Below are 26,505 nucleotides of genomic sequence, written 5' to 3' on the forward strand. Positions count from 1 at the left end.
CGCTTATCTCAACTGCTTTTTGAGCGATTTACATGACGCAAACATCAGCACTACGATATAAATCATCAGGATGCTGCATTCTTTTAGCCATAATGACCAGTCATCACCACCTAAAAATAAGGTTTTGATAAGGATCATAAAATGCGTGGCCGGTATGATCTGGCTGATCAATTGCACCAGCAAGGGCAAATTTCGGGTATCAAATACAAAACCGGAGAGCATCATTGCCGGCATAAAACTGGTCAGCAATGCGATTTGACTGGCTTGAAACTGACTCTGTGCAAAGCCCGAAATGGTCAGCCCTAACAACAGTGAAACCAGCAGATATAAAAAAGCCGCAGAAACGATAGAAATTATGGAACCCCGCATCGGCACTTCAAATAAAAAATAAGAGGCGATCAAGCACATGCCGATATCAATCATGCCAATGACCAGATAAGGCGTCAGTTTTGCGATCACCATTTCAATCGGCCGGATGGGCGTGACAAACAAGGCTTCTAAAGTTCCACGCTCACGTTCACGGGCAATCAGCAATCCCGTTAAAAATGCGCCAATCAGGGTCAGAATCAGCACAATTAAACCGGGCACTAAATACCAGGTACTGTTAGCCGATTCGTTAAACCACATGCGCTGTTCAACCGTAATCATGGCGGTAGATGCGCGGATATTTTGCCGATCGGCCTGTATGGCCGCTGCGGTATTGATTGCCACACTGACATAAGCCTGCATGGCAGCAGCAATGCTGGTTGAGCGCCCGTTGAGCAATAACTGTAAATGAGCCTGACCATTGGCTGCATCTTCAGCAAAAGTTGCAGGAATATGGAGAATGGCATCAATTTCTGCGTTTTGAATGGCATGTTCTGCCGCCTGATAACTCTGATATTGCTGGGTCGTTAAATAACGCGATCCTTCAAGGCCTGAAATAATCTGGCTGGACTGCTGTGTCGATTGTTCCACCACCACGCCGACCCGACCATTGCTCAGATCAAAAGACAGACCATAGCCAAAAAGCAGAATCAGAATAATTGGTAGCAATAAACCAATCGCCAGACTGCTTTTATCCCGCACTAACTGGCGCGTTTCTTTCTTGAGCAAAGCCCACAAACGAACAAAAAAGGCATTGGAATGTTTCATGACCTCTGCTCCTGAGGCGGCTGTTTTTGTTGTGTTTGCTGCTGTCGGGCCTGCTCCACAATGCCAATAAAGGCACTGTTCATGTCCTGTGCATGATCAGGGCCTGCGCGTTCACGCACTTGTCTGGGGGAACCCAGTGCCAGCATTTTTCCGGCATCCTGAATCGCGATACGGTCACAGTACTCAGCCTCTTCCATAAAGTGCGTGGTAATGATGATGGTGATGCCCTGATCAGCCAGTTCGCCAATGGTGTACCAAAACGAACGCCGCGCCAGCGGATCAATCCCACTGGTTGGCTCATCCAGGAATACAATTTCAGGTTCATGTAACAATGCAGCTGCCATGGAAAGGCGCTGCTTATAACCGCCGGGAAGATTACCACTTTTGGCATTTGCTTTCAGATCGTATTGTTTTGAGGCTTTTTCAATTTGTTGTTTGAGCTTTTTGCCATGTAAACCATAAGCCCCACCAAAGAATTCAAGATTCTCGACGACGCTTAAATTGCTGTATAAAGCAAATTTTTGCGAAACATAGCCAATTTTAGCGCGCGCTTCTGCACGTGCACGCCGCAGGTTCATGCCTGCGACTTCTAGCGTGCCGCTTGATGCCGCTAATAATCCGCACAGCATACGAAAAGTTGTGGTTTTGCCAGCGCCATTTGGCCCGAGTAAACCGAAAATTTCTCCCCGTTTCACCTCAAACGAGGTATTGGCAACCGCTGTAAAGCCCCCAAATTTACGAACCAGATCTTGGACCTGGATCACCACCTCATCCTCTGTTAATTCGCTTTGCTGCGGCTCAGATAAACGATAATCCGTACTATAGGCTTTTTGATGTTCCTGATTTTGTCGTTCATGCAGAATCAGCATAAAGGCATCTTCAAGGTCTGCTTCACGGGCCTGAGCGACGCAGTTTTCCGGTAATTGACTATCCGGCAACTCAGGATGCTGCGGAGTCGTCATAAAATGGACACTGTCGCCCTTGGGAACGGCATCGATAATGTACTCCGAGTTCTTCAACAAATGTGCTTGTAAACTACGCGCTTTCATGCCAGCCGGTGCTGTGACCTGCCAGGTAAGTCCATTTACCTGCTGTTTGAGCTGATCCGGACTGCCCTGTTTCAGGATCTGCCCTTCATACATGACATATACCTGACTACAGCGTTCGGCTTCATCCAGATATGCCGTGCTGATGATGACACTGAGCTGTTCTTCAGCAACCAGTTGTTCGATAATGCTCCACAAGTCACGACGCGATAAAGGATCGACCCCGGCACTGGGTTCGTCCAGCAATAACAGTTCAGGTGAACGCACCAAAGTACAGGCCAACCCCAATTTCTGCTTCATCCCACCGGACAGATTGCCAGCAAGGCGCTGCTTAAACTGGGTTAAATCGGTAATGGCGAGTAAACGTTCAAAACGTTGCTGCCGAATCTCCTGAGGTACGCCATGTAGGTCCGCGTACAGCTCCAGATTTTCCTGAATACTGAGATCTTCATACAACCCAAAACGCTGCGGCATATAACTGATCCGGTCTTGTATACGCTGTGGATCTTCGGTGACATCAAAACCCAAGACCTTCAGTTCTCCGGAGGTCGGAGGATAGAGTCCTGCAATTAAGCGTAAAAAAGTCGATTTTCCCGCACCATCCGGGCCGACTAAGGCTGTGAGCTGTCCTGCCTGAATCTGCATATTCAGCCCATCTATTGCTCGTGTCTCGGCAGCACCTTTGCTTTCAGATGGAAAGGTTTTTACAAGCTCACGTGCACTGACGATACTGGACTCATTCATCTTATTTTTGCTCAGGTGACACTGACTTGGCTATTCTGACAGTGACCGGTTGCCCCATTTTAAGCTGGTCCTGGGCATCGTTCACATAGACACGGACCTCATAAACCAAGGAGGTTCTTATATCTTCTGTCTGTACTGTTTTGGGGGTAAATTCAGCTACTGATGAGATGTAGCCAATTTTACCTGTCACAGGTTGACCGGGTTTGGAATCTTGAAACACCTGCGCGCTTGAGCCTATTTTAAATAGTCCCAGATCTGCTTCGCTGGCATAGACACGGATCCATTTCGGATTGGTCAAAGCCAGGGTATAAATTGCTTTTTGCGGTGTGGTCATATCACCCACTTCTTGTAGACGCGCACGTACAACTGCATGTGTGGGCGAGCGTAATTCACTTTGGGCAATTTTGTATTTGATTAAATCCAGACTGGCCTTAGTGGCTTCTGCTTGGGCTTGGGTGGCTGCCCGCTCTTCTTTGCGAGCCCCTTTTTGTAAAAGTACTAAATTGGCTTTACGTTCATTCACAGCTGCGAGCGCGGTATTTTCATTACTGGTGACGGCATCCAGCTCCTGCTTGCTGATCGCCTTGCCACTGCTGCTACCATATAAAGCCTGATAACGGTTTAAATCCTTCCGCGCTTTATCCAGTTGTGCTTCGGCAGACGCCAGTTGAGCCTGTGCCTGAGTAATTTGTTCAGGTCGAGTTCCGACATCCTGTTCTACGACAGCTTGTTGTTGTACTTTGAGTTGTGCTTCTGCTTGTTTGGCCTGAATTTCCAGAGCTTGAGTATCCAATACCGCAAGCACTTGTCCGGCTTGAACCTGATCGCCTTCCTGAACTTTCAGTTCCTTGATCCGGCCAGCTTCTTCAAAGGCTAAAGACACCTGACGAATATCGACATTGCCATATAAGGTTAATTCATCACCGGTATTTTTATCCCTATTGAATAACCAATATGCAATTGCTGCCACCACGATAACCAGCACTACACCTATAATAATGACTTTTTTTTTCATTATGATATGCCTTATATTTGTTGAAATATCATAACCATAATTTAAAAAATAAAAGAGAGATTTCAGTTATAAATTTTGTTGCTACCCCCCTTCTAAACCATAAACCAACTTGCTGATGATGCGTCTGCTCCCTAAAAAACTGATTACAAGGAATCTGGGTGAATTGCTAAAAATACTGAATATTAACATTCGCATTGGTTTTCAATTGCAGACGATCATTTATGTGCTTGCACTAAGTTTTAAATGATTTATTTCTCGTTCACATTAGGCTAACTTATTGCATAAATCAGCCTGAAATGATTCAGAGCCTTATATAAAATTGTGAAATGAAGTAAATTTCCAGCAAATTATGTAGAAAAATAAAATATAAATTAAACTTAATTAAAGTGTTCCAAACACAAGCCCATAAAAATCTCCACAATAGCTACCCAATATTTGAATAAGATGGCAGCTACAAATTGCAAGCCTGCATTTTGTTACCATTGAAGTCAGAAACAGAATAACGACTTCAAGCACTTAATAAATGGTTTACTCAAATCTGTTGAGGTCAAATGATGATAAAAACAACGCTAAGCATAATCGGACTGTCGCTCGTTTCCACACTGGCTTTGGCTGCTGATCCCCTACATGGAACCAAATGGAAAACCATTGACGATGTGACCAAGAAACCCTTATCCGTAGTACAATTTACTGAAACATCTAATGGTGTCCTTTCAGCAAAAATTGTAGATGTGCTGGAAGGAAGTGAAGCTCAAAAATGTAGTAAATGTAGCGGAAAATTTCACAATAAACCGTTACAAGGCATCCAAATTGTATCCGGATTGAAAAAAAATGGCGCTCGCAGCTATGATGGCGGCAAAATTACCGATCCTAAAAATGGTAAAACCTATAGCTTTAATGCCAAATTATCTGAAGATGGCAAGACTTTGAATGGTCGTGGTTATATTGGTGTTTCTGCACTGGGTCGCAGTCAGACCTGGGTACGTACCAATTAATTTTTGATAAATTATCCATAAAAAGCGGCTACTGAAGCCGCTTTTTCACTTTGAAATATCTAATTCAGTATTCTTCTGATATTAAGATCATGAAGTTTTTCAATGGAGAGCACTTCACATCAACAGAAAGCGTGAATTTATTTTATGGCTGTAGTAGGTTAGCATTATTATAATCCATAAAAAACAAATATAACCAATTGTAAATTAAATAAAAAATATAGATAAAGCAACTCGATTTTTATGTCCAGTGTTACAGCCAGATTAGCAGCAGACTTATTGGAAACTCACCCGAATGTAGCATTTTTTATACAGATTACTGGCTTAGTTATAATGCTCTAGATGTTGCTGGTTTTATTCATTTCAGAATCAATCATTCAAGTCATTTTGCAAATGCTCATAACCATATCAATGGGATAGAAAATTTTTAAATCAGGCAAAATGAATCTTAAGAAAATACCATGAAATTCTTATAGATGCTTTTTACTTGTTTATTAACACTGAGAAACACAAAGTCTCTTGGTTTAGATGCAATTATGGCATTCCAAGGCAACAGCTAAAAAATTTTACCTTTTTAGACTGAAATTTAAACCTCGATCCTAGTAAATCCTCTGGTTTTATTAGATCGATATTCTTAAGGATTAAATTAAGCCTACTCAATTACTATCTTTTTTTATTCTATTAACCAGTGACTTAATAAACATCGCGCTGATATCGTCCTTCATGTTTCAGCTGATCTAATTGTTCAGCACCTAAAAGACTTAACAGAGTTTGCTCCACTGCTTGTGCCATACCTTTTAAACTGCCACAAACATAGATTGCAGCCCCCGCAGCTATCCACTCTATAAGCTGTGCAGATTTGTGCTGTAAAATATGTTGCACGTAGATTTTTTCCGCCTGATCCCGGGAAAAGGCATAATCAACATGGGTTAAATAACCTTCAGTCTGCCAACGCTGAATCTGATCTTGATAAAGATGATCGAACTGCTGCTGACGTTCGCCAAAAATCAGCCAGTTTTGCTGCTCTCCCCAGTGTTGTCTTTGTGCCAGATGCGCCACCAGTCCGGCAATTCCGGTTCCATTGCCAATCAAGATTAACGGCTGCTGTGTAGGCTTTAAATGAAAGGCTGGATTAGGACGGATTCTTGCCACAATTGGCTGCCCCAAAGCGGCATGTGCAGTGAGCCAGCCTGAACCGATGCCTAAGCCCGCCGGCGTTCTTTCCTGTCGGATCACCAGTTCAATTCTCCGCTGCTCTGGAATACTGGCAATCGAGTATTCACGCATTCCCAACCCATCAAAACGATTGATCCAATCAGTGAGAGACTCATCCGGCAAGCGTTCAGGAATATTTTTTAAATTTTTCAGTTGCAGCAGTTCAACTATTGTTTGAGAGGCAGGCTGCTGCTGTGCACACAGAAATTCCTGTATATCATCCAATGAGTTGCCACACTGAACTTCAAGAATATCGCCCGAAGACCAGTGTATGCCTTCCGAATAAGCCAGCTGGATTTGATAAATCGAGTTGCCTTGGCTGCCGCTATTTAAGCAAAACCGCTGCTTTAAAATAAATCGATGCCAGTGCTGTTCCTCGGCAACCGGACTGAATTGTTGCTGGGTGAGCTGCTCTAAATGTTGTGTCCATCGATGCAAATCAGCCGGATTCAAATGATCGACACACACCATATCAAACAGTGCTTTGGCATGATGCTGCTGTAAATATTCATTTAAACGCTGAGCAAAACCGCAGAAATGCGAATAGCGTCGATCACCTAAAGCTAAAATGGCATAGGACTGATGGGACAGATCCAGAGCCTGCGACTTCAAAATGTCATGGATAAACATTCGTGCAGTATCGGGTGCATCACCTTCGCCATAGGTACTGACAAACCACAGCACTTGATTGGCTTGCTGCAGTTGTTCGGTATGGAGATATTGAATATCCATCACACGAACGGTTTGTCCAATCGCTTGCAACTGCTGTGCTGTTTGTCGGGCAAAATGTTCAGCCTGACCGGACTGGCTGGCAAAAACTATCAAATAACCGTTTTGCTGGAATGCGGTTAACTGTTTTTGCCGGCGATTGTTCAGCATTAAATAAGCGATGATGAACACATACAAAAACAATAAAATGGCAAAGCTAATTAAAATTACAGCAACAGAATGTGTCATCAGAAGAGAGTACCTAAACCGCCGACCAGATCAGTAAAATAATCATCGCCAGACTGATTGCAGTCAGCACCAGATGGGTAACCAAACGGGTTTTAATGCTTAAAAATAGAATGTAACCCGCCAAAGACAAGACAATAAAAATAATGGCACTGATATCAATCAACCAGCTCCAGGCTAAACCTGAATTTTTACCGCGATGCAGATCATTCAGCAAAGACACCGTAGAAGCAGGATTTTGCGTAATTTCGGTATCCCCCGTATCCGTGCTCACAAAAATATCTGTGCTTCCTGCCGGACTTTCCAGACGGATCATCACTTCATTATCCATCACCTCACTACTTTGATAACGTCCCACCACCGTTTGCTGTTGGCGGACATAATTCAAAATAGTATCGCTGGGATTTTCCTGCTGTTTGATCGACTTCAGCACTGTATCCGGTAAAACCAGCGTGCTGGTGGCTTCATTTTTAGCCGGCTCAAACCATTCTGGATGATTCAGTAAAAGGCCCGTGACGGAGAAAAATAACAGGGTAATGAAGGCAAAAGCAGAAAGCCAGCCATGCACATAGCGTGCATGGCGGTAAAAATCACGACGTTGATACACAGCTACAGCCTTAGTTCACTTTTTGGAAATTCAGTTTAACGGCACCAATTTCTTTTTGTGCAGCTAAAGTCTGGCTGGAAGATTTGGCTTTCACATCCAGATCAAAGGTTTGATAAGAATGCTCACCGTGCTCGCGTGAGGTTTCAATATGAATCAGATACTTGCCTGCCGCAACGGCACGACCGGTTTCATCTTTACCATCCCAGGCCAGTTTATAGTGACCCGGTTGACGTGATGGTTTGGCCACGGCATCCAAATTGGTCATTTGGCGTCCATAACGGCGATACCAGACATAGTTGGAATTAATCCATTTCTCATCTTTACCCCAAACTGCCAGGGTACGGACGATTTTTTTATTCGCATCTGTCACCCAAACAGACACATAGGGCGCACGGTATTTTTCAACGTCAATTTTAGGAATGGTCAGGTCAATAATCGCCTGATAGCCGGCTGGCCATTTGGCAGCAGAGGAACTGGCCACTGTACGCATTTCTGCATTTTGTGGCAATTGCACCAGACTGTTCCAACCCGAGCTTTGATGAACATCGCCATTACTTAAGGTCAGTTTGGCTTCATAGCCAATTAAAGCTTCAATCAGCTCTAAACCTTCTTCCGGTTGCATGGCTGCCAAAGCCGTAGCTAAAGCATCGGCATCAGCTGCACATTGCCCCACCACCACACACTGTTCAACCTGTTGTAGCGGCAGTCCTGTTTTCGGATCAAGAAGATGGGTTTGGCCAGCCAGTGTACGATAACCTTGACCGCTCACTGCAATGGCTTGATCATTTAGATTCAACACCTGTTGCGGTGCACTGTTATCGGTATGGATAAAGGCATCCTGTACACCAATGTTCCAGCCTGCTTTTTGTGGGGCATCTCCCCAAACGCGAATATCACCGCCAATATCGACCAGTAAACCCTGAATCTCAGGTACAGCTTGACGTGCTGCAACCAGTGCCCGGTCAATAATGTAGCCTTTGGCATAGGCATCCGGTGCGAATTTCACCGCGTCACTCAGAGCAATGCTTTGTTGTTCTGCATCAAGTTTTACGCTCTCTGCTTTTAACTGATTCAGCACCTGTTGACGGGTCGTTTCATCCAGTTTCATGACCCCTTGTGATTGCTCCCATAGGGTCACTAGCTGTCCTAAGCGTGCATCAAAAGCCCCGCAGGTTTTATCACGCCAATTTTCACAGGCTGCAATCACTTCAAAAAGTTCAGGAGAAACCTTGCCCTGTTTATTGTTGTTTAAGGCTGTAATTTCACTGTCATCTCGCCATGTCGATAACAGTTGATCCAAATGACCAATTTCATTTTCAATAGCATCTAGCGCGCGTTTTGCCTCTTGTTTAGAAGCACCTTGAACGATGACATCCAAAGACGTCCCTAAGATGTGGTCACGATGAAAATGATGAGTCTGTGTAGCAACATGTTCGGCTTGGTAGGTCTGCACAGTTGGTTCGGCAGCATATGCATGCAAAGGAGAAATCAGCGCCAACGCCATAACCAGTGGTGAAAGACGAAAAGCTTTATGCAACGGATAGAAATTTCTTGCAGCAGATGACATGCTGATTCTCCAGAATATTTTTTATGAATATTATTGATAATGATAGTAATTATCAAGTAGATTAGGCACATTAAATTAAATAATTGTTCTCTGGAGTCCTTCGACAATGAATACCTGGTTAAAAATTGCTTTACTGAGCACGCTTCCTGTACTGAGTCATGCACATACGATGAGCCCTTTTTTGCTTCCTGAAGTATTTGATACCAAAGCAGCGCAAAACCTTAGCTTCCAAAGTGCCATTACCATAGAAAAGTTTTTTGTTGCAGGAAATAACTTTAAAACCACTTATGTTATTACTGAACCGAATGGACAGCAAAAACCAGTCAATGCTGCAGCGTCATTAAAACGTTTTAACGTGGCGGAATTTGATTTACCTGAAGATGGAACTTACCGTATTCGTACTCAAGATGCGATTGGCAATAGCGGTAAATATGCGCTGGTAGATGGTCGCTGGTTACGTGTTCGTCCGGTGCGTGCAGGAATGCAAAATCCTGCGCCAACCAAACCGGCTGAAACTGTAACCCCAGCTAAAGCTCCTACTAATACTCAACCACCCCGTATGATTGCAGCAGACCAAGTGCCTGCCAATGCTCAAACGCTTGAAGTCACCAATCACCTGATTGCTGAAAGCTATGTGACTAAAGGCAAACCATCTGCAATTCCTGCTCCAAGCAAGCAAGGATTTGAGTTCAAATTACTGACGCATCCAAGCGAGTTATATGCAGGAGAGTCATTAAAAGCTCAGGTTTTAGTGAATGGTAAACCGGTGCCTAATCTTGAAATTGATGTGTTCAAAGGTGCAAGTAGCTATGAAGCCAATGCAAAACGTGAACAGCCGCATGTGAAGACCAATGCCAAAGGTGAAGTTGAAATTAAATTTGAACAAGCCGGTATTTATTTAATTACCACGTCTTATCCGGAAGCCAATCCTGATGCTACTAAAAAACCAGCCAGCGATAACTTTACTTACGGTTTAACTGTTGAAGTTGCTGAATAAAAATTCATATTTTAGATTGATCTTTAAAATGCCACCTGTTTTGGTGGTATTTTTTATTCAATTCCAAAAACCCTAATTTATAACAAATATTCAAAAGATTAATTGATTCATAAACTGTAACGACGGTAAATTGCTATACTTATTCATCTTTATATTTTCAAGAAATCTGTTCTAACAGCTTCTTTTCATTTTATATGTCTAAAAATCTTGCCACGTTGATCGGCTTTAGTGCAATTTTGCAATGGTCTTCAATTGTTGGCTTACTGAAAAAACTTAGTGCAAATATTGGTGCAGATTTGGCTGTCACCCTGATGTATAGCTTCAGTGCCTGCATCTTGTTGCTGTTATTTCGTATCCCCAATTTAAAACAGATTTCAAAAAGTTATCTTGTATTTGCCACCCTACTATTTGTGGTCTATGAATTGTGTTTTTCTTATGCGATTGCCTTGTCGCAAACACCGCAACAAGCGATTGAAGTGAGCCTGGTCAATTATTTATGGCCCAGTTTGACCATTGTCATGCTGATCATTTTTAAAGAGATCAAGTTTAATGTCTTTGTTATTGTTGGTTTAGCCATCAGCTTATTGGGAATAGTGCTGACTCAGATGGGCAACCAGTCACTAAGCTGGACGACTATCTCTCATAATATCCAAGCCAATCCCACCAGTTATGTGCTGGCATTTCTGGGCGCAAGTTTGTGGTCACTATATTGTGTGATTACCAAAAAATATAGCCAAGGGCATAACCCGATTGCCCTGTTCTTTGTGGCGATTACATTGGTACTCTGGATTAAATTATTTTTCACTCATGATTTTACAGCAGTCCCTGACTTTGACCAAAGCACCTGCCTGTATTTATTATTTGTTTCCTGCGTCACTGCTCTTGGCTATGCCGCCTGGAATGTGGGCATTATTCAGGGCAATATCACCATTTTAGTGACTCTGTCTTATTTCAGCCCCATTTTTTCTACCTTAATTTCCGTGTTGATTTTACAAACCCAACTCTCTAACGAATTTTGGCAAGGGGCAATTTTAGTCACCTTTGGTTCGTTTATCTGCTGGATCTCAACCAATTGGCAAGCCATCAAAACAAAATTATTTGAGGTTTTCAAAGCCTCATAAATTTGAATCAATCACTTTCATTGCCTTATATGAATTAAAAATTGATCAAAAGTGACATCGATTTCATTGCCATCTATGACCAATATTCGGAACATGAAATAGAAGAATTTCGTACGAAAGCGGATTATTTCGTTGAAAATTTTGCAGCGTGATTAAGTTCTTTAAACTAAAAAAGATGTCATGAATCGTCAATTTCATGACATCTTCTTTAGGGATACTTTGTTAATTATTGCTTTAATAAGTTATTTGGCTTTTTTATAGATTGAGCCGGAACCCACCAAATTGCCAGTTTTCTCGTCAATTGCGAAATCAACTACACCGGCACCTGCATTAACCTGAAGAAAACCATTCTTACCGACTGAAGCAGGAACAGGATTTTTCTTTTCAGTTTTACCAGTAGCTTTGTCTTTTAACGTATTGGTAATGAAATAATTATCACCATTTTTGCTAATCACGAGTGAATTTTCAAGTTTTGGATTTTCCAGAGTGTTTTTCCAGTTCCCTTGATAATCCGGTGCTTTGGCACATGCAGTTAACAGGAGCAACAGTGCGATTCCTGAAAAATATTGAATATATTTCAAAATTTTGACCTTGAGTTTTACAAAGTGGCCATTATAAAAAGGATGCTACTTTCGCTTTGAATTGTTCTTGTTGTACAAGCGTTTCAGCCATTGAGTGAATGTTTTGCTTTCGTCATTTTTTGAATTTTTTGTACAGCTTTCATGAAGAAAGTAAAAAACCCATCACGGGATGGGTTTTGTATCACAGCTTAAACCAATTCTGGTTTATGCAGTTTTCTGCATGCTGCCGGTTTCTTCAAATTTTGCATGCCAAGACAAGGCTTCGTCAAGAATATGCGGGGTTTGTCCCCCACGCTGGCAAGCTCGTTCAAAGTAATCATTAAGGGCATCACGATAATCTGGATGTGCACATAAATCGATAATCTTACGGGCACGTTCACGCGGTGCAAGACCACGCAAATCTGCCAGACCATTCTCTGTCACCAAAACATCAATGTCGTGTTCAGTATGGTCGGTATGGCTCACCATTGGCACTACAGATGAAATTGCACCACCTTTGGCAATAGATTTGGTCACAAAGATCGCCAAATGTGCATGACGGGTAAAGTCACCAGAACCGCCAATACCGTTCATCATTTTGGTACCAGTCACGTGGGTCGAATTGACGTTGCCGTAAATATCAAACTCCAGTGCCGTATTAATCGCAATGATGCCCAAACGGCGAATCACTTCAGGATTATTGGAAATTTCCTGTGGGCGCAGCACAATCTTGTCTTTGTATTTTTCAAAATTCTGCATCACATGCTTGGCACAAGAGTCAGACAGGGTCATGGAGCAGCCTGAAGCAAAGGTCATTTTGCCAGAATCGATCAGCTCAAAGGTACAGTCCTGCAACACTTCCGAGTACATTTCCAGATGATGAAAATTGGAATGTTCAAAGCCTGAAAAAACAGCATTGGCAATCGAACCTACACCCGACTGTAATGGACCCAGATTTTCCGGTAAACGCCCTGCTGCCACTTCACCTTCAAAGAACTGAATTAAATGCTTGGCAATTGAGAGCGTATCCTGATCCGGCTCATCCATATTGAAAGAGGTATCTGGAAGGTCATTCAGCACAATGGCAGAAATTTTTTCCGGACTGATCTGAATCCCCACTGTGCCAATCCGATCACCCGCATGAATTAGAGGAATCGGTGCACGGTTCGGACGGGCCTTTGGTACATAAATATCATGTACGCCTTCCAGCACCGGATTGATGGTGTTATCAATTTCGATAATCACATGGTCTGCCATTTCCACAAAGTTCGCCGAGTTACCGCATGAACCGGTTGGAATAATCTGACCATCTTCAGTAATCGCCGTTGCTGCAATCACCGCCACATTAATACGCGGTAAGTTGTGATGACGAATGTTATCTGCCATTTCAGACAAATGCTGATCGATATACATCACTTCACCAGCATTGATGGATTTACGTAGACCCGGGTCAGCCTGATAAGGATAACGGCGCTCAATCGCATGGGCTTCATTTAGACGGCCATCAATTTTGTTGCCCAGACTGGCACCGGTGGCCAGGGTGATTTTTAGCGGATGTATCTTGGCATGTTCGGCCAGCGCCAACGGTACGGTTTTTGCCTCACCTGCACCACCAAAACCACTTAAGCCTACTACAGCACCATCTTGAATGAATTCAATCGCCTGTTCAGCGGACATAACTTTGTCGCGAAGGGAGACTAAGCGAATGCGATCTAAACCGTTCATATTAAAAATCTCAAAAAAATAAATATATTTTTTGCCCCAATCCCAGCGTGCTGGAAGCGAGGCTTTTATGACTTATCCAATATGTTAAGCTCTATTTTAAAGAGACTGTTTAGATCAGTTCAACTGCAATTGCAGTTGCTTCACCACCACCGATACATAAAGCAGCAATACCTTTTTTGCCACCGGTACGTTTTAGGGCATGCAGCAAGGTCACAATAATACGTGAACCCGATGAACCCAGTGGATGACCGAGTGAGCAGGCACCACCGTTAATATTCACTTTGGCCGGATCCAGATCAAAAGCATCTATAGCGGCCATCGTCACCATGGCAAAGGCTTCATTGATTTCCCACAGGTCAACATCCTGAGCATTCCAGCCAGCTTTTTTCAACACTTTTTCAATCGCGCCAACGGGTGCAATCGTGAACTCCGAGGGATGCTGTGAATTTGAAGCATAGGCCACAATTTTCGCTAAAGGCTGTAAACCACGCTCTGCAGCAATTTCTTCTGAAGTGATGACTAATGCTGATGCACCATCTGAAATCGAGCTGGAATTGGCAGCAGTAATGGTACCGTCTTTTTTAAATGCTGGACGTAATGTTGGAATTTTATCGGCCTTGGCATTTAATGGTTGCTCATCTTGCTCAACCACCACAACGCCTTTACGTGAAGACACCGTCACAGGCACGATTTCTGCTTTAAAATAACCATTGTTGATAGCAGTCACTGCTTTATTCAATGAGCTGATCGCAAAGGTATCTTGCTGTTCACGGGTATAGCCTTTCTTGTCGGCCATTTGTTGAGCAAGAACGCCCATAGAAAGACCGGTTTCAGCATCTTCCAGACCTTCCTGGAACATGTGGTCGGTAATTTTGCCATGTCCCATACGGTGGCCGGCACGTGCTTTATCGAGTAAATAAGGTGCATTACTCATCGACTCCATACCGCCAGCGACCACAATCTCTGCTGAGCCAGCTTTTACTGCATCGGCAGCCTGCATCACCGCTTTCATACCTGAACCACAAATTTTATTAATGGTGGTTGCACCCGTAGTGTCAGGTAAACCTGCCTGACGCATAGCCTGACGCGCAGGTCCCTGTTTTAAACCGGCCGGTAGTACACAGCCAAAAATTACTTCATCAATATCTGTAGGTTGTAAACCAGAACGCGCAACAACTTCTTTAATTGCCGCTGCACCTAAATCTGGTGCTGTACATGAAGAAAGAGCGCCTTGGAAGCCACCCATTGCAGTACGAACACCATTTACGATAACAATCATTTTTTCCATCCTAATTTATAAATCTTGTTGTTTGACATGAGCTATACACTTAGCCCATGTCATTTCCATCTTTGTTAAACCCAGGTGATCAATCTTAAGATTGGGCAGTAAAATACTCTTCTGGCAACTGCATCACCACATCGGCACCGGCTTGAATACGTTGTACACGTGCTGCCAAGTCAGGTAAAACTTTGGCTACATAGTAGTCTGCCAAGACCAGTTTGTTCTGGAAGAAGCTTTCTGGTTTCGGTTGAGCGGCCTGACTAATGCGGGCGTACATATAAACAAAGCTGAGCAATCCAACTACATGTAAATAATCTACAGCAACTGCATTGCTGAAGTCTGGTGAGGTTTTAGCCTGGTTTACAATGAAGGCAGTAATGTCTTCAACCTGTGTGCAGACATCCAATACAGCGGCTTTAATCGACAATGCATCATCCAGACCTTGCGCAAATTCACGAATTTCAGCAATGTATTCAGCAACGTATGCACCACCGCATTTGATGGTCTTACGACCAATCAGGTCAATGGCCTGAACACCATTGGTGCCTTCGTAAATTTGGGAAATACGCAAGTCACGAATACATTGTTCCATGCCCCATTCGCGAATATAACCATGACCACCAAATACCATTTGCGCTTCCAGGCTTGAATCAAGTGCCTTGTCGGTTAAATAAGCTTTTGCAATTGGAGTTAACAGTGCAACACGGTCATTGGCTTTACGTACTGCTTCAGCATCGGTTGAGTATTTGGTGATGTCGAGCTGTTGACCCACATACACAGCAAAAGCACGTGATGCTTCGTTGTTGGCACGAACATTTAGCAACATACGGCGCACATCACCGTGTACAAGAATTGAGTCTGCCGGTTTTTCAGGAGATTTTGCACCGGTAGCCGAACGGCCTTGCAAACGATCCGTCGCATATTGTGCAGCATTCTGGTAGGCAAATTCAGCCGCACCAATGCCTTGAATACCCATTGATAAACGTTCGTAGTTCATCATCACGAACATGGCTGCCAGACCTTCGTTTTCTTTACCTACGATATAGCCTTTAGCACCGTCAAAGTTCATGACGCAAGTTGCAGAACCCTTGATCCCCATCTTGTGTTCAATTGAACCTGCAGATACGGCATTACGTTCACCGACCGAACCATCTGCATTGACATGGAATTTCGGTACGATAAACAGTGAAATACCACGTGAACCTGCTGGTGCATTCGGTGTTTTAGCCAACACTAAATGAATGATGTTTTCACACAGGTCGTGTTCACCGCTGGTAATAAAGATTTTAGTCCCGGTAATGTTGAACGAACCATCTTCATTCGGTTCAGCCTTGGTTTTGATAATGCCTAAATCAGTACCAGAATGTGGCTCTGTCAAGCACATGGTACCTGACCATTCACCAGTATAGAATTTTGGCAGATAGGTTTCTTTTTGTTCTTGTGAAGCACGGTCATTAATGGCCATACCTGCACCCACTGTCAGTAATGGATACAGCATGAATGACGGGTTAGTACTCCAAATCATTTCATCAGCCAGTACGGTCAGCATTTTAGGCATGCCCTGACCACCCCATTCTTCAGATGCACCCAAGCCAACCCAGCCGCCATCTGCAAACTGTTTAAATGCTTCTTTAAATCCTTTAGGTGTAGTCACCACACCATTATTGAACTGTGCGCCGCCTTCTTCATCACTTGTACGATTCAAATCCAGGATGACATTTTTAGAAAACTTCGCCATTTCCTCTAAAATCGCATTCGCTGTTGCCATATCTAAATGAGCGAGGTTTTCATTGCCCTGCCAGAATTCATCTGCCTTAAATACATCATTTAAAATAAATTCCATGTCTTTAAGTGGTGCGTTATAAATAGGCATATTGCTTTCCTTATGTGAAGACTTCGCATTTAAAATATTGAAGCGCTTTTTTAAGTTGTAAAACCTATACTGAAATAACGGATTTTTCCAACGTATATCTATCTAAGTAAAATCTGGGCATTCAAGCAGTTTTCAACATCCATGTGGAGAAATGAATGCAGCGAAAAACAGCTTTGAACACTTTACTCATCAGCTCGAGTGTTAAGTAGCTATGCATAATTTCATCATCACTCTTATGAGTGACGAATAAAACATGGTTTCTGTAAATCACTTTAAACTGAACCATTCACCATCAAACCGAAACTTAAATCGTGAATCAAATACGGTTAAATCAGCATATCTGCTCTTTGCGTTTTATGGGTGAGTCCCTTTTTCAACGCCAAAAAACAATAAAATAATTATGGCCCAATTGGAATTTTATTGATGATTATTGACCTCTCAGGTTCTCAATGATTGACTTTTAATTTTGGCTATGCAATTGCAAATCTAAACCGAAGTGAATTCGGGTCTGTTGATTATCCTTCTATATTGCCCCTTTGTACTAAAAAGCAGTGCTTTTTATTTTCTTGCGCCAAAAACAAAGCAGTGCTTTTTATTTTCTTGCGCCAAAAACAGAGCAGCGCTTTGTTTTTGGCTCATATCCGACATTAGTTGAGTTGCCATCTCGCTGGTATAGGTATATGTTGAGTCCGCTTTTTATGTTTTTCTGGGATCTGTCCGATGAATACAGTACGTCAACAAAATTTTCAATTACGCAAAGAGAAAATTTTAACCATGGCGGAAACCCTGTTGTTAGATAACAATCAAGATATCACGCTTGCTGAACTTGCCTCTGAACTTGATATTGCCAAAGGCACCATCTATAAACATTTTAAAAGCAAGAATCAGCTCTATTTAGAACTGATTATTTTGAATGAAAAAAGATTATTGGAAATTTCGAAAAAATATAAAAATAATATTAAAACCTATGTATCCCAGTACATGCTCTATAACATGTTAAATTCCAACCGAACCATTTTATTGCATGTCATTGAAGAGCGATTAACCAATAATGAACGCAAACTGAAAGAATTATTTGAAGAACTGTATCAGGTGCGTGAAGAACGCATTATTGAAATTAAAGACATGACCGATGAATATCTGAAATCCTTCAACAGTGCCATGTCAATTCGTGATTATTTATCCTATATCTGGACCGTCACTTATGGCGCGTCGCTACTGCTCAATTCAACCCATTACCAGAAATCGATTGGTTCTCGTGAACGCCTGATTAAACTGTATATCAACCAGGCCTTAATGACCCCGGATAAAATCACCTGATATCATCACCACAAATAAATGAATTATTGATGAATGATTTTATGCATCGGATCATCTAAAACATTCATTTTCGAAAACAGTTCATAACACATCTGACGTAGCCACTGATGGCTGGTTTTATGATGACAGGACATATGCCAATATTGCTTCACCGCATAGGTCGGAAAGTTAATCGGCGCATCAAAAATCTGTAAATTGCCACGCGACAATAACACTTCACTTAAATAATACGGTACGGTCGCAATCGCATCGGTTTCCTGCACCACCAACCCAACGCCCAGATAACTGGGTAAGCGCATCAAGATATTGCGTTTCAGTTCTAAATTTAACAGCTCATTTTCAATATGGTAATGCCCCATTCCGGCATCAATATCGATATGAGGTTCATTAATATACTGTTCGGTGGTTAGACTGTTTTCGCTCAGTCGCGGATGGTTTTTCGAGGCAATCACCACATAATATTGTTCAAAGAGTTTTTGCTGATAAAAACCATTTTCCAGATTGGGTAGAAAACCAATCGCCAAATCAATTTCACCATTGGCCATTTGATAACTGGTTTCAGAAGTAATGGCACGTACATTTAAACGAATATGCGAAGCATGCTGTTTTAAATATTGCGAAATTTTAGGCAGCAACACCAAATGTGAAACATCGGTCATGGCTATGGTAAATTTTTGCTGTGAGGTAGTCTGGTCAAAATCAACCGTGAAATTATTGATAATTTCGACCTTACTTAGCGCTTCACTGACCAGAGGAAACAGCTGTTTCGACAACTCTGTCGGCACCATTTCGTTGCCAATTCTCAAGAACAATGGATCGTTATAATGCTGTCGAATCTTGTTCAGAATATTACTGACTGTCGGCTGACTCATGGCGAGATAATCAGCTGCGACAGAAACACTTTTATATTTATAAATATAAAGAAAAACGCTCAGTAACTTACAGTCAAGCTCAAACACGAATCATATCCCTGATCTACTATTTTAAATCTACAACATCTTCTGCTTTTTTTTAGCTAATGCCAATGCTCATTTATGCCGAATATTGCATGTACTTTCAATCACGATCGTTAGCAGGAACATTTTTTTCATTAATTTTTATATTTAGCTCCATCCAAACAATCGAATATATATCTTTTCCAATATTGCTTCGGTAATATCAATTCAAACAAGTGATTAATAAAATTAATTAACACTGAACAATAATAGAAAATCAAAAAACAGGAATAGCTTGTCTATGGAACATAAAGCATTTGATTATATTGTGATTGGTGGAGGCAGTGCTGGCTGCGTTTTAGCTGCTCGCTTATCCGAAAATCCGGATATTTCAGTATGTTTATTAGAAGCAGGTGGTTATGGCAATAGCTGGATCGTTAATACCCCTGCTGCCGCTGTGCTAAGTATTCCAACCAAAATCAATAACTGGGCGTTAGAAACCGTGCCACAACCCGGGTTGAATGGCCGTAAAGGCTATCAACCACGTGGCAAATGTCTGGGTGGTTCATCCGCCATTAATGCCATGATTTATATTCGTGGCCATCAAAAAGATTATGATCAATGGGCGGCATTAGGCAATGAAGGCTGGAGTTATCAAGAGGTACTGCCCTATTTTATCCGCTCCGAAAACAATCAGGATATAGAAAACGAATATCACGGTAATGATGGACCATTATCTGTATCCAATTTACGCACCGATAGCATCTGGCACGAACGTTATATCACTGCGGCCAAAGAACAGGGTTATCGTATTCTGGACGAGTTTAATGCGGCAGACCAAGAAGGCTTGGGTGTGTATCAGGTCACTCATATGAATGGTGAACGTTGTAGCGCCGCACGAGCCTATTTATTTCCAAATTTGGAACGTCCAAACCTGACCATTTTAACGCATGCTGCAACAAAACGAATTTTGATTGAAAATAATGTCGCTGTAGGCGTTGAAGTGACCCATGCCGGTCAAGTCAAACAGCTACACGCCCATAAAGAAGTATTGTTAAGCGCAGGTGCCATCCATTCACCACAAATTTTAATGCTTTCAGGTATTGGTCATGAACAGGAACTGACCGAGCATGGCATCAATACCATTAAACACTTGCCCGGTGTTGGAAAAAATTTCCACGATCATCCCGATTTTATTTTTAGTTATACCGTCACAGATACTGCTGGCACTTTTGGTGTGTCCTTGGGCGGTAGCGTGGATCTGGTTAAACAGATTTCGCGCTATCGTAAAGAACGCCGCGGCATGATTAGTACCAACTTTGCCGAATGTGGCGGTTTCTTAAAGAGTTCTACAGACAAAGACATTCCCAATTTACAGCTGCATTTTGTGGTGGCGTTGGTGGATAACCATGCACGCACCTTCCATGCCAGTCACGGCATTTCCTGTCATGTCTGCTTGCTGAATCCTAAAAGTCGCGGCAGCATTAAAATTAGTGGTCCAAGTCTGGATGATCCACTGTTAATTGATCCAAATTTCTTTGGCGAAGCCGATGATCTGGAGGAAATGGTTAAAGGCTATAAATTGACCCAACAATTGATGCATTCCCCAGCCTTAAAAGTGCTGCATAAAAAAGATTTGTTCTGTGCTTCAGTCGACACAGATGACGACATTCGGCATATTTTGCGTGAACGTGCGGATACGGTGTATCACCCTGTCGGCAGTTGTAAAATGGGCGTAGATGACATGGCGGTGGTCGATCCGCAGCTTTGTGTGTATGGTATTGAAAACTTACGTGTTGTGGATGCTTCAATTATGCCCAATGTGGTGAATGGCAATACCAATGCACCAACTATCATGATTGCAGAAAAAGCTGTCGATATGATTCGCGAGAAACAGTTACATGCTTAAGGCCCGACTAAAAATAGGCTCCAACTCCATTTATTTTCTCAGCATGAGTAAAGGATATGCAGGATGTTAAATCAGCAGATTGATCCCAATAGATATCAAAACCAAAATCAAAACAATTTTCAAAATCAGTCATCAGATTTCTCGACAGATTTACAGCAGCTTTTTGCCCAACAGCAACAGGCGTTTAGTGAAAATAGCTACCCCAATATCGAACAGCGCAGACAATATCTGAAGAAATTAAAGCAATTGATTTTAGACAATAAGAGTCAGATCAATACCGCGATTAGTCAGGATTTTTCCAATCGCAGTCATTCTGAAACCGAAATGTTTGAGGTCATGACCAGCGTTTTGGGCATTAAATATGCCCTGAAAAACCTCAGAAAATGGATGCGGCCAAGTAAGCGGCATATCGGAATTCTGTTCCAGCCTGCGTCAGGTTATGTTCTCTACCAACCGGTGGGTGTGGTTGGTATTGTAGTGCCGTGGAATTATCCACTGTTTTTAGCCATTGGTCCCCTTTGTCAGGCACTGGCTGCAGGGAATCGGGTGATGCTCAAAATGAGCGAATATACTCCTGAATTTTCTGCCCTGTTTAAGCAACTCATTGCAGAAGCCTTTCCTGAAGACTGGGTGACGGTGGTGACTGGGGATGCCGATGTGGCACAGCAATTTACTCGTTTGCCCTTTAATCACATCTTGTTTACCGGTGCCAGTGAAGTAGGTAAACACGTCATGCGCGCAGCGGCAGATAACTTGACCCCAGTAACGCTAGAACTGGGCGGCAAATCTCCTGCGCTGGTTTTGGCGGATGCCAATATTCGTGAAAGTGCGCGTCGGATCGCCTTTGGTAAGGCCATGAATGCTGGCCAAACCTGTGTGGCGCCTGATTATGTGTTGATTCCTGAATCATTACAGACACAGTTTATTGCAGAATATTCAGCTGCAATTCAGGAATTTTTCCCTAAACTGGCCGATAATCCGGATTACACCGCCATTATTAATGAACGGCAATTGCAACGCTTGCAGCATTATCTCGATGATGCCCAAGCCAAGAACGCAACTATTCAAACCATCACCGAAGCCTCATCAGGACGGCGTTTGGCACATTATGTATTAAGCAATGTCAGCGATGATATGCAGGTGATGCAAAATGAAATTTTTGGCCCACTGTTGCCGATAGTCAGCTATCAACAGCTAGATGAAGCGATTGCCTATATCAATCAACGACCGCGCCCACTGGCTTTATATTATTTTGGCTACAACAAACAGGATCAGCAAAAAGTCCTGCTGCAAACTCATAGCGGTGGGGTCTGCCTGAATGAAACCCTCGTGCATGTCGGGCAAGAAGACTTGCCTTTTGGTGGTGTCGGCTACTCCGGCATGGGCAATTATCATGGCTATGAAGGTTTTGTGACCTTTAGTCATGCCAAAGCGGTGTTTAACCGCCCGAAATTCAGTCTCATGCACCTGTTCTATCCCCCTTATGGGACCTTGCTTCAACAGCTGATTTTGAAACTGTTTATTCGTTAAAAAAACTGGCTACAGATGCAATATGCAATAAAAAAGCTGAAGATCAACTTCAGCTTTTTTTGTTGCGTGATGGATAATGCTGCTGGATTAGATTTCTTGCATAATTGTAAATACTCTGTTTATTTTCTCCTTCTAGAGAGAAATAAACAGGAATTGATACAAGAACTTTATTAATCGGCAGAAATATCTTCAAACAAAACAGAAGATAAGTAACGTTCGCCGGCATCCGGTAAAATCACCACAATGTTTTTACCTCCGTTTTCAGGACGTGCTGCCAATTGCGCGGCTGCTGCCATCGCTGCACCACTTGAAATCCCCACCAAGATACCTTCATGTGTGGCTGTTTTACGCGCCCATTCAACAGCTTGGGCGCTGTCAATCGCAATTACTTCATCTACTAAATCCAAATCCAGATTTTTAGGAATAAAGTTGGCCCCAATGCCCTGGATTTTATGAGGTCCCGGAGTCAAAGGTTCACCACGTTTGGCTTGGCCAATAATTGGAGATTCCGCAGGTTCAACAGCAACTGAATAAAGCGGCTGGTTTTTCACCAGTTCGAAATAGCGTGAAATCCCAGAAATAGTACCGCCCGTGCCCACGCCCGACACTAAAATATCGACTTTACCGCCGGTCGCTTCCCAAATTTCAGGACCTGTGGTTTGTTCATGAATTTTCGGATTGGCCGGATTTTCAAACTGCTGCGGTAAATAATACAGTTCCGGCTGTTCAGTGACTAAACGTACTGCTTCATCCACTGCACCTTTCATGCCTTTGGCCGGCTCAGTCAGCACCAGATTGGCACCAAAAGCCTTCAAGACTTTACGACGTTCAACACTCATACTGGCAGGCATGGTTAAGGTAATGGCATAACCTTTCGCAGCCGCAACGAATGCCAGTGCAATACCGGTATTACCGCTTGTTGGCTCGACAATATGCATACCTAGTTTCAGCAAACCTTTTTCTTCAGCATCTGCAATCAGTGCAGCACCTACACGACATTTCACTGAAAACGCAGGATTACGGCTTTCAATTTTAGCCAAAACTGTAGCATCTGATGTAATGGCACGATTAATACGAATTAAAGGTGTGTTTCCAATGGCTTGAGCATTATCACCATAAACCGCTATACCTAAATTATTTGGCGTTGGAAAAGCAGAATCAGTACTCATTTGAACTCCTTGAGCTGTTTTTTGATTTTAAAGTCATTCATTCATCATAAGCCATTTAGCCAGTGAAGATAAGTTTTTCTACCCCTATAGCTGTGCAATAGCATATGACTATGTTAACCAAATCATTACAACTTAAATGACTTATTTGTCATCAATAAGGTTTGTATTTATTTAAGCAATTGCACACAATATCTCTCAAATGAAAACTGATTTAGGGAATCAAATGTCTAATAAGGGTTATAGCCGGTTCTATCGACAATTCACACAGAAAATTCTCGATAAAATCGTGACTCCTCAAGTCTTAGGCAATACTGAAGAATTAGAAAAAAATAGACAAAACCAATCAGATAAAAAAATCATTTGTTATGTCTTACAAGATGCTTCTTTAAGTAATACGGTTCTCATTGATACAGAAGCTAAAGCTCGCAAACTGCCTTCTGTTTTTGCGCCTTTTAGCATTCAGGACCTAAAAGAAGACGATTCCATTCTTGCTTTAAATGTTCCTAACTCTAAAAATGAAGCCTATCATTATTCAGCCAAACTCATTCGACTGATTGAAGCTTTGGAAAAATATCCTGAGTATGATATTGAACTAGTGCCGGTAACCGTTTTGTGGGGCCGTTCTCCAGAATATGAAGATTCCTGGTTTAAAGCTTTATTTGCAGATGCCTGGGCTACACCTTCCAAATTAAAACAGGCTTTGAACATTTCTTTATATAGTCGCGAAAACTATATTGAATTTCACAAACCGATTTCACTAAAAGCAGCAATAGAAAAATCTAAAATTGAATATCCGAACTTTTCTCCAGCGCATTCGGTAGTGAAAGAATTAAATTCGAATTTTAATAAATACAAAGAAGCCATTTTGGGTCCCGATTTATCCGACCGTCGTAATCTAATCAATAAATTAATGAAGACTGAAACGGTTCAGGATGCAATTCGTAAAGAAAGTATCGATCATAAAATCAGTATGTTTGAAGCAGAAAATCGGGCCAAAGGGTATTTAACCGAAGTGGTTTCTGATTTCTCTTATTCCACTTTGCGTTTTGCTGAACTGGCATTGACCAAACTCTGGACACAACTTTACGACGGCATTGAAGTACATAATTTCGATACGGTGCGTGAGCTGGCCAAAGATTACGAGATTGTTTATACCCCATGCCACCGTAGTCATATCGATTATTTATTGCTGTCTTATGTGATTTTTAACCGCGGCTTGATGGTTCCGCATATTGCTGCGGGTATTAACCTGAACTTGCCGGTGGTCGGTCAAATCATGCGAGGTGGTGGTGCTTATTTTATTCGCCGCACCTTTAGTGGTAATGAACTTTATACCTCTGTATTTAAAGAATATTTACACAGCCTTTTATCGCGTAATACGCCTTTGGAATACTTTATTGAAGGCGGCCGTTCACGTACCGGTCTGCTGTTGCCGCCGAAAAAAGGCATGCTGTCGATGACGGTACAAAGTCATTTACGTGGTGCAACCAAGCCGATTGCCTTTATTCCCACCTATTTTGGTTATGAAAAACTGATTGAAGGCACATCTTATTTAAATGAACTGAATGGCAAACCGAAAGAAGCCGAATCGATTTGGGGGATTTTGAGTTCAGTTCGTAAAATTGAAAAAGTCTTTGGTCAGGTACACGTCAATTTTGGCAAACCGGTTTTTCTGGATCAGGTTTTAAGCGATAATCAGGCCAAACATATTCAATTAAAAATTCATGATGAATTGCCACAACCTGTCATTCAAACCGTAAATCAGGTTGCAAATTCAATTTTGGAAAATATCAATAAAGCAGTCGTGATTAATCCGATTTCTTTAATTTCACTTATTTTACTGAATGCAGAAAATCATGCTTTAACTGAAAATGATTTAATTAAAAAAATTGATCAATATCGCCAAATATTAAAGCAAACAGAATATGATTCCAGAATGATGATGACTAATTTATCAAATTCTGAAATTATTCAATACGCAGCTAAATTAAAGCAAGTCGAAATTTTTACCCAAAATAATCAAAACTGGATTCGCGTTGCGGAAAGTCAAAAAATTCTGTTAAGTTATTTTAGTAATAATATTTTGCACTGTTTTATTCTGCCGGCATTAATTGCAATGCTGATTCAAAGTTATAAAAAGATATCTATTCATTATTTAATAGATGCCATAAAAAATATTTACCCTTATTTTAAAGAAGAGTTTTTCCTTAAATGGAATAGCAATGAATTAGATCAAGAAATTACATTAGTAATTAAAAGCTTGGAAAAATTGGGCTGGATTATTACCCATACAGACCAGACTATTGCTATTCCATTAGGTGAACAAGCCCAGAACCAGCTATTAGCATTGTCGCACTTAGCGAGTTCCAGTTTAAATAATATGCTCATGATTGCCGCCTTACTTCAACGGTACGCTCCTGTGCAATCACTCAACATCAAAGAATTGGAGAAAATGAGCAAAGCTGTTCTACACAAACTGTCGCAAACTCAACAAATCCAGTCTGGTTATTATTTTGACAGTGCAACATTAAAAAGTTTTATTGCTGTTCTAAAACAAAATGAACTATTAAATATTCAAGAAGAGCATTTTGTTATAAGTGATGATTTTGAAGAAAAAATTTCTGCAATATTTAACTGGTATAATCCTGAAATACGTCAGGCTATTACCGAAGCCAGTCATTTTAATGAAAAAGAATTAAAAGGATTTAAACAATCAAATAAAAACTAATCAGTGATATTTTGCACCAACATAAGGCATTTAAATCAACTTAAATGCCTTATTTTATTTATATAAGAATATCTGATAATCA

At 41.8% G+C, this 26,505-nt stretch carries 19 protein-coding genes and 1 pseudogene; 8 read left to right on the top strand and 12 right to left on the bottom strand.

The features are described from left to right. Positions 1-3 precede the first annotated feature (3 nt). Genes FB6_RS14805 through FB6_RS14815 form a run of 3 tightly spaced genes read right to left on the bottom strand, consistent with a single transcriptional unit; the run spans position 4 to position 3,939 of the window. Positions 4-1,134, bottom strand: a complete 1,131-nt coding sequence (locus FB6_RS14805; protein WP_174560683.1) for an ABC transporter permease — start codon at positions 1,132-1,134, stop codon at positions 4-6. After that, positions 1,131-2,924 (bottom strand): ATP-binding cassette domain-containing protein, encoded by a 1,794-nt coding sequence (locus FB6_RS14810; protein WP_174560684.1) that lies wholly within the window; start codon positions 2,922-2,924, stop codon positions 1,131-1,133. Before FB6_RS14810 ends, FB6_RS14805 begins: the two co-directional genes overlap by 4 nt. 1 nt (position 2,925) lies before the next feature. Beyond that, a complete protein-coding gene (locus FB6_RS14815) occupies positions 2,926-3,939 on the bottom strand; it encodes an HlyD family efflux transporter periplasmic adaptor subunit (protein WP_174560685.1) in 1,014 nt (337 codons plus the stop codon). A gap of 554 nt (positions 3,940-4,493) precedes the next feature. Between FB6_RS14815 and FB6_RS14820 the strand changes: the two genes are divergently transcribed. Both FB6_RS14820 and FB6_RS16750 read left to right on the top strand, forming a co-directional pair. Next, entirely contained in the window at positions 4,494-4,934 is a 441-nt protein-coding gene (locus FB6_RS14820; RefSeq protein ID WP_174560686.1) for a DUF2147 domain-containing protein, read from the top strand. 296 nt (positions 4,935-5,230) lie between these two features. Continuing rightward, a pseudogene (locus tag FB6_RS16750) lies at positions 5,231-5,514 on the top strand (transposase); the annotation flags it as partial. A 110-nt stretch (positions 5,515-5,624) separates the two neighbouring features. Here the strand turns inward: FB6_RS16750 and FB6_RS14830 are convergent. Genes FB6_RS14830 through FB6_RS14840 form a run of 3 tightly spaced genes read right to left on the bottom strand, consistent with a single transcriptional unit; the run spans position 5,625 to position 9,274 of the window. Then, a complete protein-coding gene (locus tag FB6_RS14830) occupies positions 5,625-7,103 on the bottom strand; it encodes a sulfite reductase subunit alpha (RefSeq protein ID WP_174560687.1) in 1,479 nt (492 codons plus the stop codon). Positions 7,104-7,116: 13 nt separating this feature from the next. Then, positions 7,117-7,707: a PepSY-associated TM helix domain-containing protein gene (locus FB6_RS14835; RefSeq protein ID WP_174560688.1), complete on the bottom strand. Its 591-nt coding sequence runs from the start codon at positions 7,705-7,707 to the stop codon at positions 7,117-7,119. A gap of 10 nt (positions 7,708-7,717) precedes the next feature. After that, the gene (locus FB6_RS14840) at positions 7,718-9,274 is read right to left on the bottom strand and encodes a DUF2271 domain-containing protein (protein WP_174560689.1); all 1,557 of its coding nucleotides are present in this window, start codon (positions 9,272-9,274) and stop codon (positions 7,718-7,720) included. 106 nt (positions 9,275-9,380) lie between these two features. On the opposite strand from FB6_RS14840, the gene FB6_RS14845 reads away from it, so the two are divergent. Both FB6_RS14845 and yddG read left to right on the top strand, forming a co-directional pair. Next, complete coding sequence (locus tag FB6_RS14845) at positions 9,381-10,271, top strand: DUF4198 domain-containing protein (protein WP_174560690.1); 891 nt, start codon at positions 9,381-9,383, stop codon at positions 10,269-10,271. A 194-nt stretch (positions 10,272-10,465) separates the two neighbouring features. Next, positions 10,466-11,392, top strand: a complete 927-nt coding sequence (yddG, locus tag FB6_RS14850; RefSeq protein WP_174560691.1) for an aromatic amino acid DMT transporter YddG — start codon at positions 10,466-10,468, stop codon at positions 11,390-11,392. Positions 11,393-11,634: 242 nt separating this feature from the next. Here yddG and FB6_RS14855 read toward each other — a convergent pair whose 3' ends face one another. From FB6_RS14855 to FB6_RS14870, 4 genes are all read right to left on the bottom strand, one after another. Further along, entirely contained in the window at positions 11,635-11,973 is a 339-nt protein-coding gene (locus FB6_RS14855) for a hypothetical protein (protein ID WP_174560692.1), read from the bottom strand. Positions 11,974-12,177: 204 nt separating this feature from the next. Beyond that, positions 12,178-13,677, bottom strand: coding sequence for an acetyl-CoA hydrolase/transferase family protein (locus FB6_RS14860; protein ID WP_174560693.1), 1,500 nt, complete (start codon positions 13,675-13,677; stop codon positions 12,178-12,180). A 109-nt stretch (positions 13,678-13,786) separates the two neighbouring features. Then, positions 13,787-14,956 carry a thiolase family protein gene (locus FB6_RS14865; RefSeq protein WP_174560694.1) on the bottom strand — a complete coding sequence of 390 codons (1,170 nt, stop codon included), beginning with the start codon at positions 14,954-14,956 and terminating at the stop codon, positions 13,787-13,789. 94 nt (positions 14,957-15,050) lie between these two features. Further along, positions 15,051-16,832, bottom strand: coding sequence for an acyl-CoA dehydrogenase C-terminal domain-containing protein (locus FB6_RS14870; protein ID WP_174560695.1), 1,782 nt, complete (start codon positions 16,830-16,832; stop codon positions 15,051-15,053). Between the two features lie 720 nt (positions 16,833-17,552). Between FB6_RS14870 and FB6_RS14875 the strand changes: the two genes are divergently transcribed. After that, the gene (locus FB6_RS14875; RefSeq protein WP_174560696.1) at positions 17,553-18,152 is read left to right on the top strand and encodes a TetR/AcrR family transcriptional regulator; all 600 of its coding nucleotides are present in this window, start codon (positions 17,553-17,555) and stop codon (positions 18,150-18,152) included. 23 nt (positions 18,153-18,175) lie between these two features. On the opposite strand, the gene FB6_RS14880 is transcribed toward FB6_RS14875, so the two are convergent. After that, positions 18,176-19,111: a LysR substrate-binding domain-containing protein gene (locus FB6_RS14880; protein WP_174560697.1), complete on the bottom strand. Its 936-nt coding sequence runs from the start codon at positions 19,109-19,111 to the stop codon at positions 18,176-18,178. 277 nt (positions 19,112-19,388) lie between these two features. On the opposite strand from FB6_RS14880, the gene FB6_RS14885 reads away from it, so the two are divergent. Continuing rightward, on the top strand, positions 19,389-20,996 hold the full coding sequence (locus tag FB6_RS14885) for a GMC family oxidoreductase (protein WP_174560698.1): 1,608 nt from the start codon (positions 19,389-19,391) through the stop codon (positions 20,994-20,996). A gap of 63 nt (positions 20,997-21,059) precedes the next feature. Then, positions 21,060-22,526, top strand: coding sequence for a coniferyl aldehyde dehydrogenase (locus tag FB6_RS14890; RefSeq protein WP_174560699.1), 1,467 nt, complete (start codon positions 21,060-21,062; stop codon positions 22,524-22,526). A gap of 170 nt (positions 22,527-22,696) precedes the next feature. On the opposite strand, the gene cysK is transcribed toward FB6_RS14890, so the two are convergent. Further along, positions 22,697-23,695, bottom strand: coding sequence for a cysteine synthase A (cysK, locus tag FB6_RS14895; protein ID WP_174560700.1), 999 nt, complete (start codon positions 23,693-23,695; stop codon positions 22,697-22,699). A gap of 223 nt (positions 23,696-23,918) precedes the next feature. Between cysK and plsB the strand changes: the two genes are divergently transcribed. Continuing rightward, positions 23,919-26,423: a glycerol-3-phosphate 1-O-acyltransferase PlsB gene (gene plsB / locus FB6_RS14900; RefSeq protein WP_174560701.1), complete on the top strand. Its 2,505-nt coding sequence runs from the start codon at positions 23,919-23,921 to the stop codon at positions 26,421-26,423. Positions 26,424-26,505: the final 82 nt, after the last annotated feature.

The sequence above is a fragment of the Acinetobacter bouvetii genome, from assembly GCF_902753875.1.
Taxonomy (GTDB): Bacteria; Pseudomonadota; Gammaproteobacteria; order Pseudomonadales; family Moraxellaceae; genus Acinetobacter; species Acinetobacter bouvetii_A.

Bases quoted from the DNA above. Each gene is read 5' to 3' on its own strand.
- FB6_RS14860 (WP_174560693.1), bottom strand. From the start codon at position 13,677: ATGAACGGTTTAGATCGCATTCGCTTAGTCTCCCTTCGCGACAAAGTT.
- FB6_RS14845 (WP_174560690.1), top strand. From the start codon at position 9,381: ATGAATACCTGGTTAAAAATTGCTTTACTGAGCACGCTTCCTGTACTG.
- FB6_RS14820 (WP_174560686.1), top strand. From the start codon at position 4,494: ATGATAAAAACAACGCTAAGCATAATCGGACTGTCGCTCGTTTCCACA.
- FB6_RS14875 (WP_174560696.1), top strand. From the start codon at position 17,553: ATGAATACAGTACGTCAACAAAATTTTCAATTACGCAAAGAGAAAATT.
- FB6_RS14815 (WP_174560685.1), bottom strand. From the start codon at position 3,939: ATGAAAAAAAAAGTCATTATTATAGGTGTAGTGCTGGTTATCGTGGTG.
- cysK (WP_174560700.1), bottom strand. From the start codon at position 23,695: ATGAGTACTGATTCTGCTTTTCCAACGCCAAATAATTTAGGTATAGCG.
- plsB (WP_174560701.1), top strand. From the start codon at position 23,919: ATGTCTAATAAGGGTTATAGCCGGTTCTATCGACAATTCACACAGAAA.
- FB6_RS14890 (WP_174560699.1), top strand. From the start codon at position 21,060: ATGTTAAATCAGCAGATTGATCCCAATAGATATCAAAACCAAAATCAA.
- FB6_RS14810 (WP_174560684.1), bottom strand. From the start codon at position 2,924: ATGAATGAGTCCAGTATCGTCAGTGCACGTGAGCTTGTAAAAACCTTT.
- FB6_RS14865 (WP_174560694.1), bottom strand. From the start codon at position 14,956: ATGATTGTTATCGTAAATGGTGTTCGTACTGCAATGGGTGGCTTCCAA.
- FB6_RS14830 (WP_174560687.1), bottom strand. From the start codon at position 7,103: ATGACACATTCTGTTGCTGTAATTTTAATTAGCTTTGCCATTTTATTG.
- FB6_RS14840 (WP_174560689.1), bottom strand. From the start codon at position 9,274: ATGTCATCTGCTGCAAGAAATTTCTATCCGTTGCATAAAGCTTTTCGT.
- FB6_RS14805 (WP_174560683.1), bottom strand. From the start codon at position 1,134: ATGAAACATTCCAATGCCTTTTTTGTTCGTTTGTGGGCTTTGCTCAAG.
- FB6_RS14885 (WP_174560698.1), top strand. From the start codon at position 19,389: ATGGAACATAAAGCATTTGATTATATTGTGATTGGTGGAGGCAGTGCT.
- FB6_RS14870 (WP_174560695.1), bottom strand. From the start codon at position 16,832: ATGCCTATTTATAACGCACCACTTAAAGACATGGAATTTATTTTAAAT.
- yddG (WP_174560691.1), top strand. From the start codon at position 10,466: ATGTCTAAAAATCTTGCCACGTTGATCGGCTTTAGTGCAATTTTGCAA.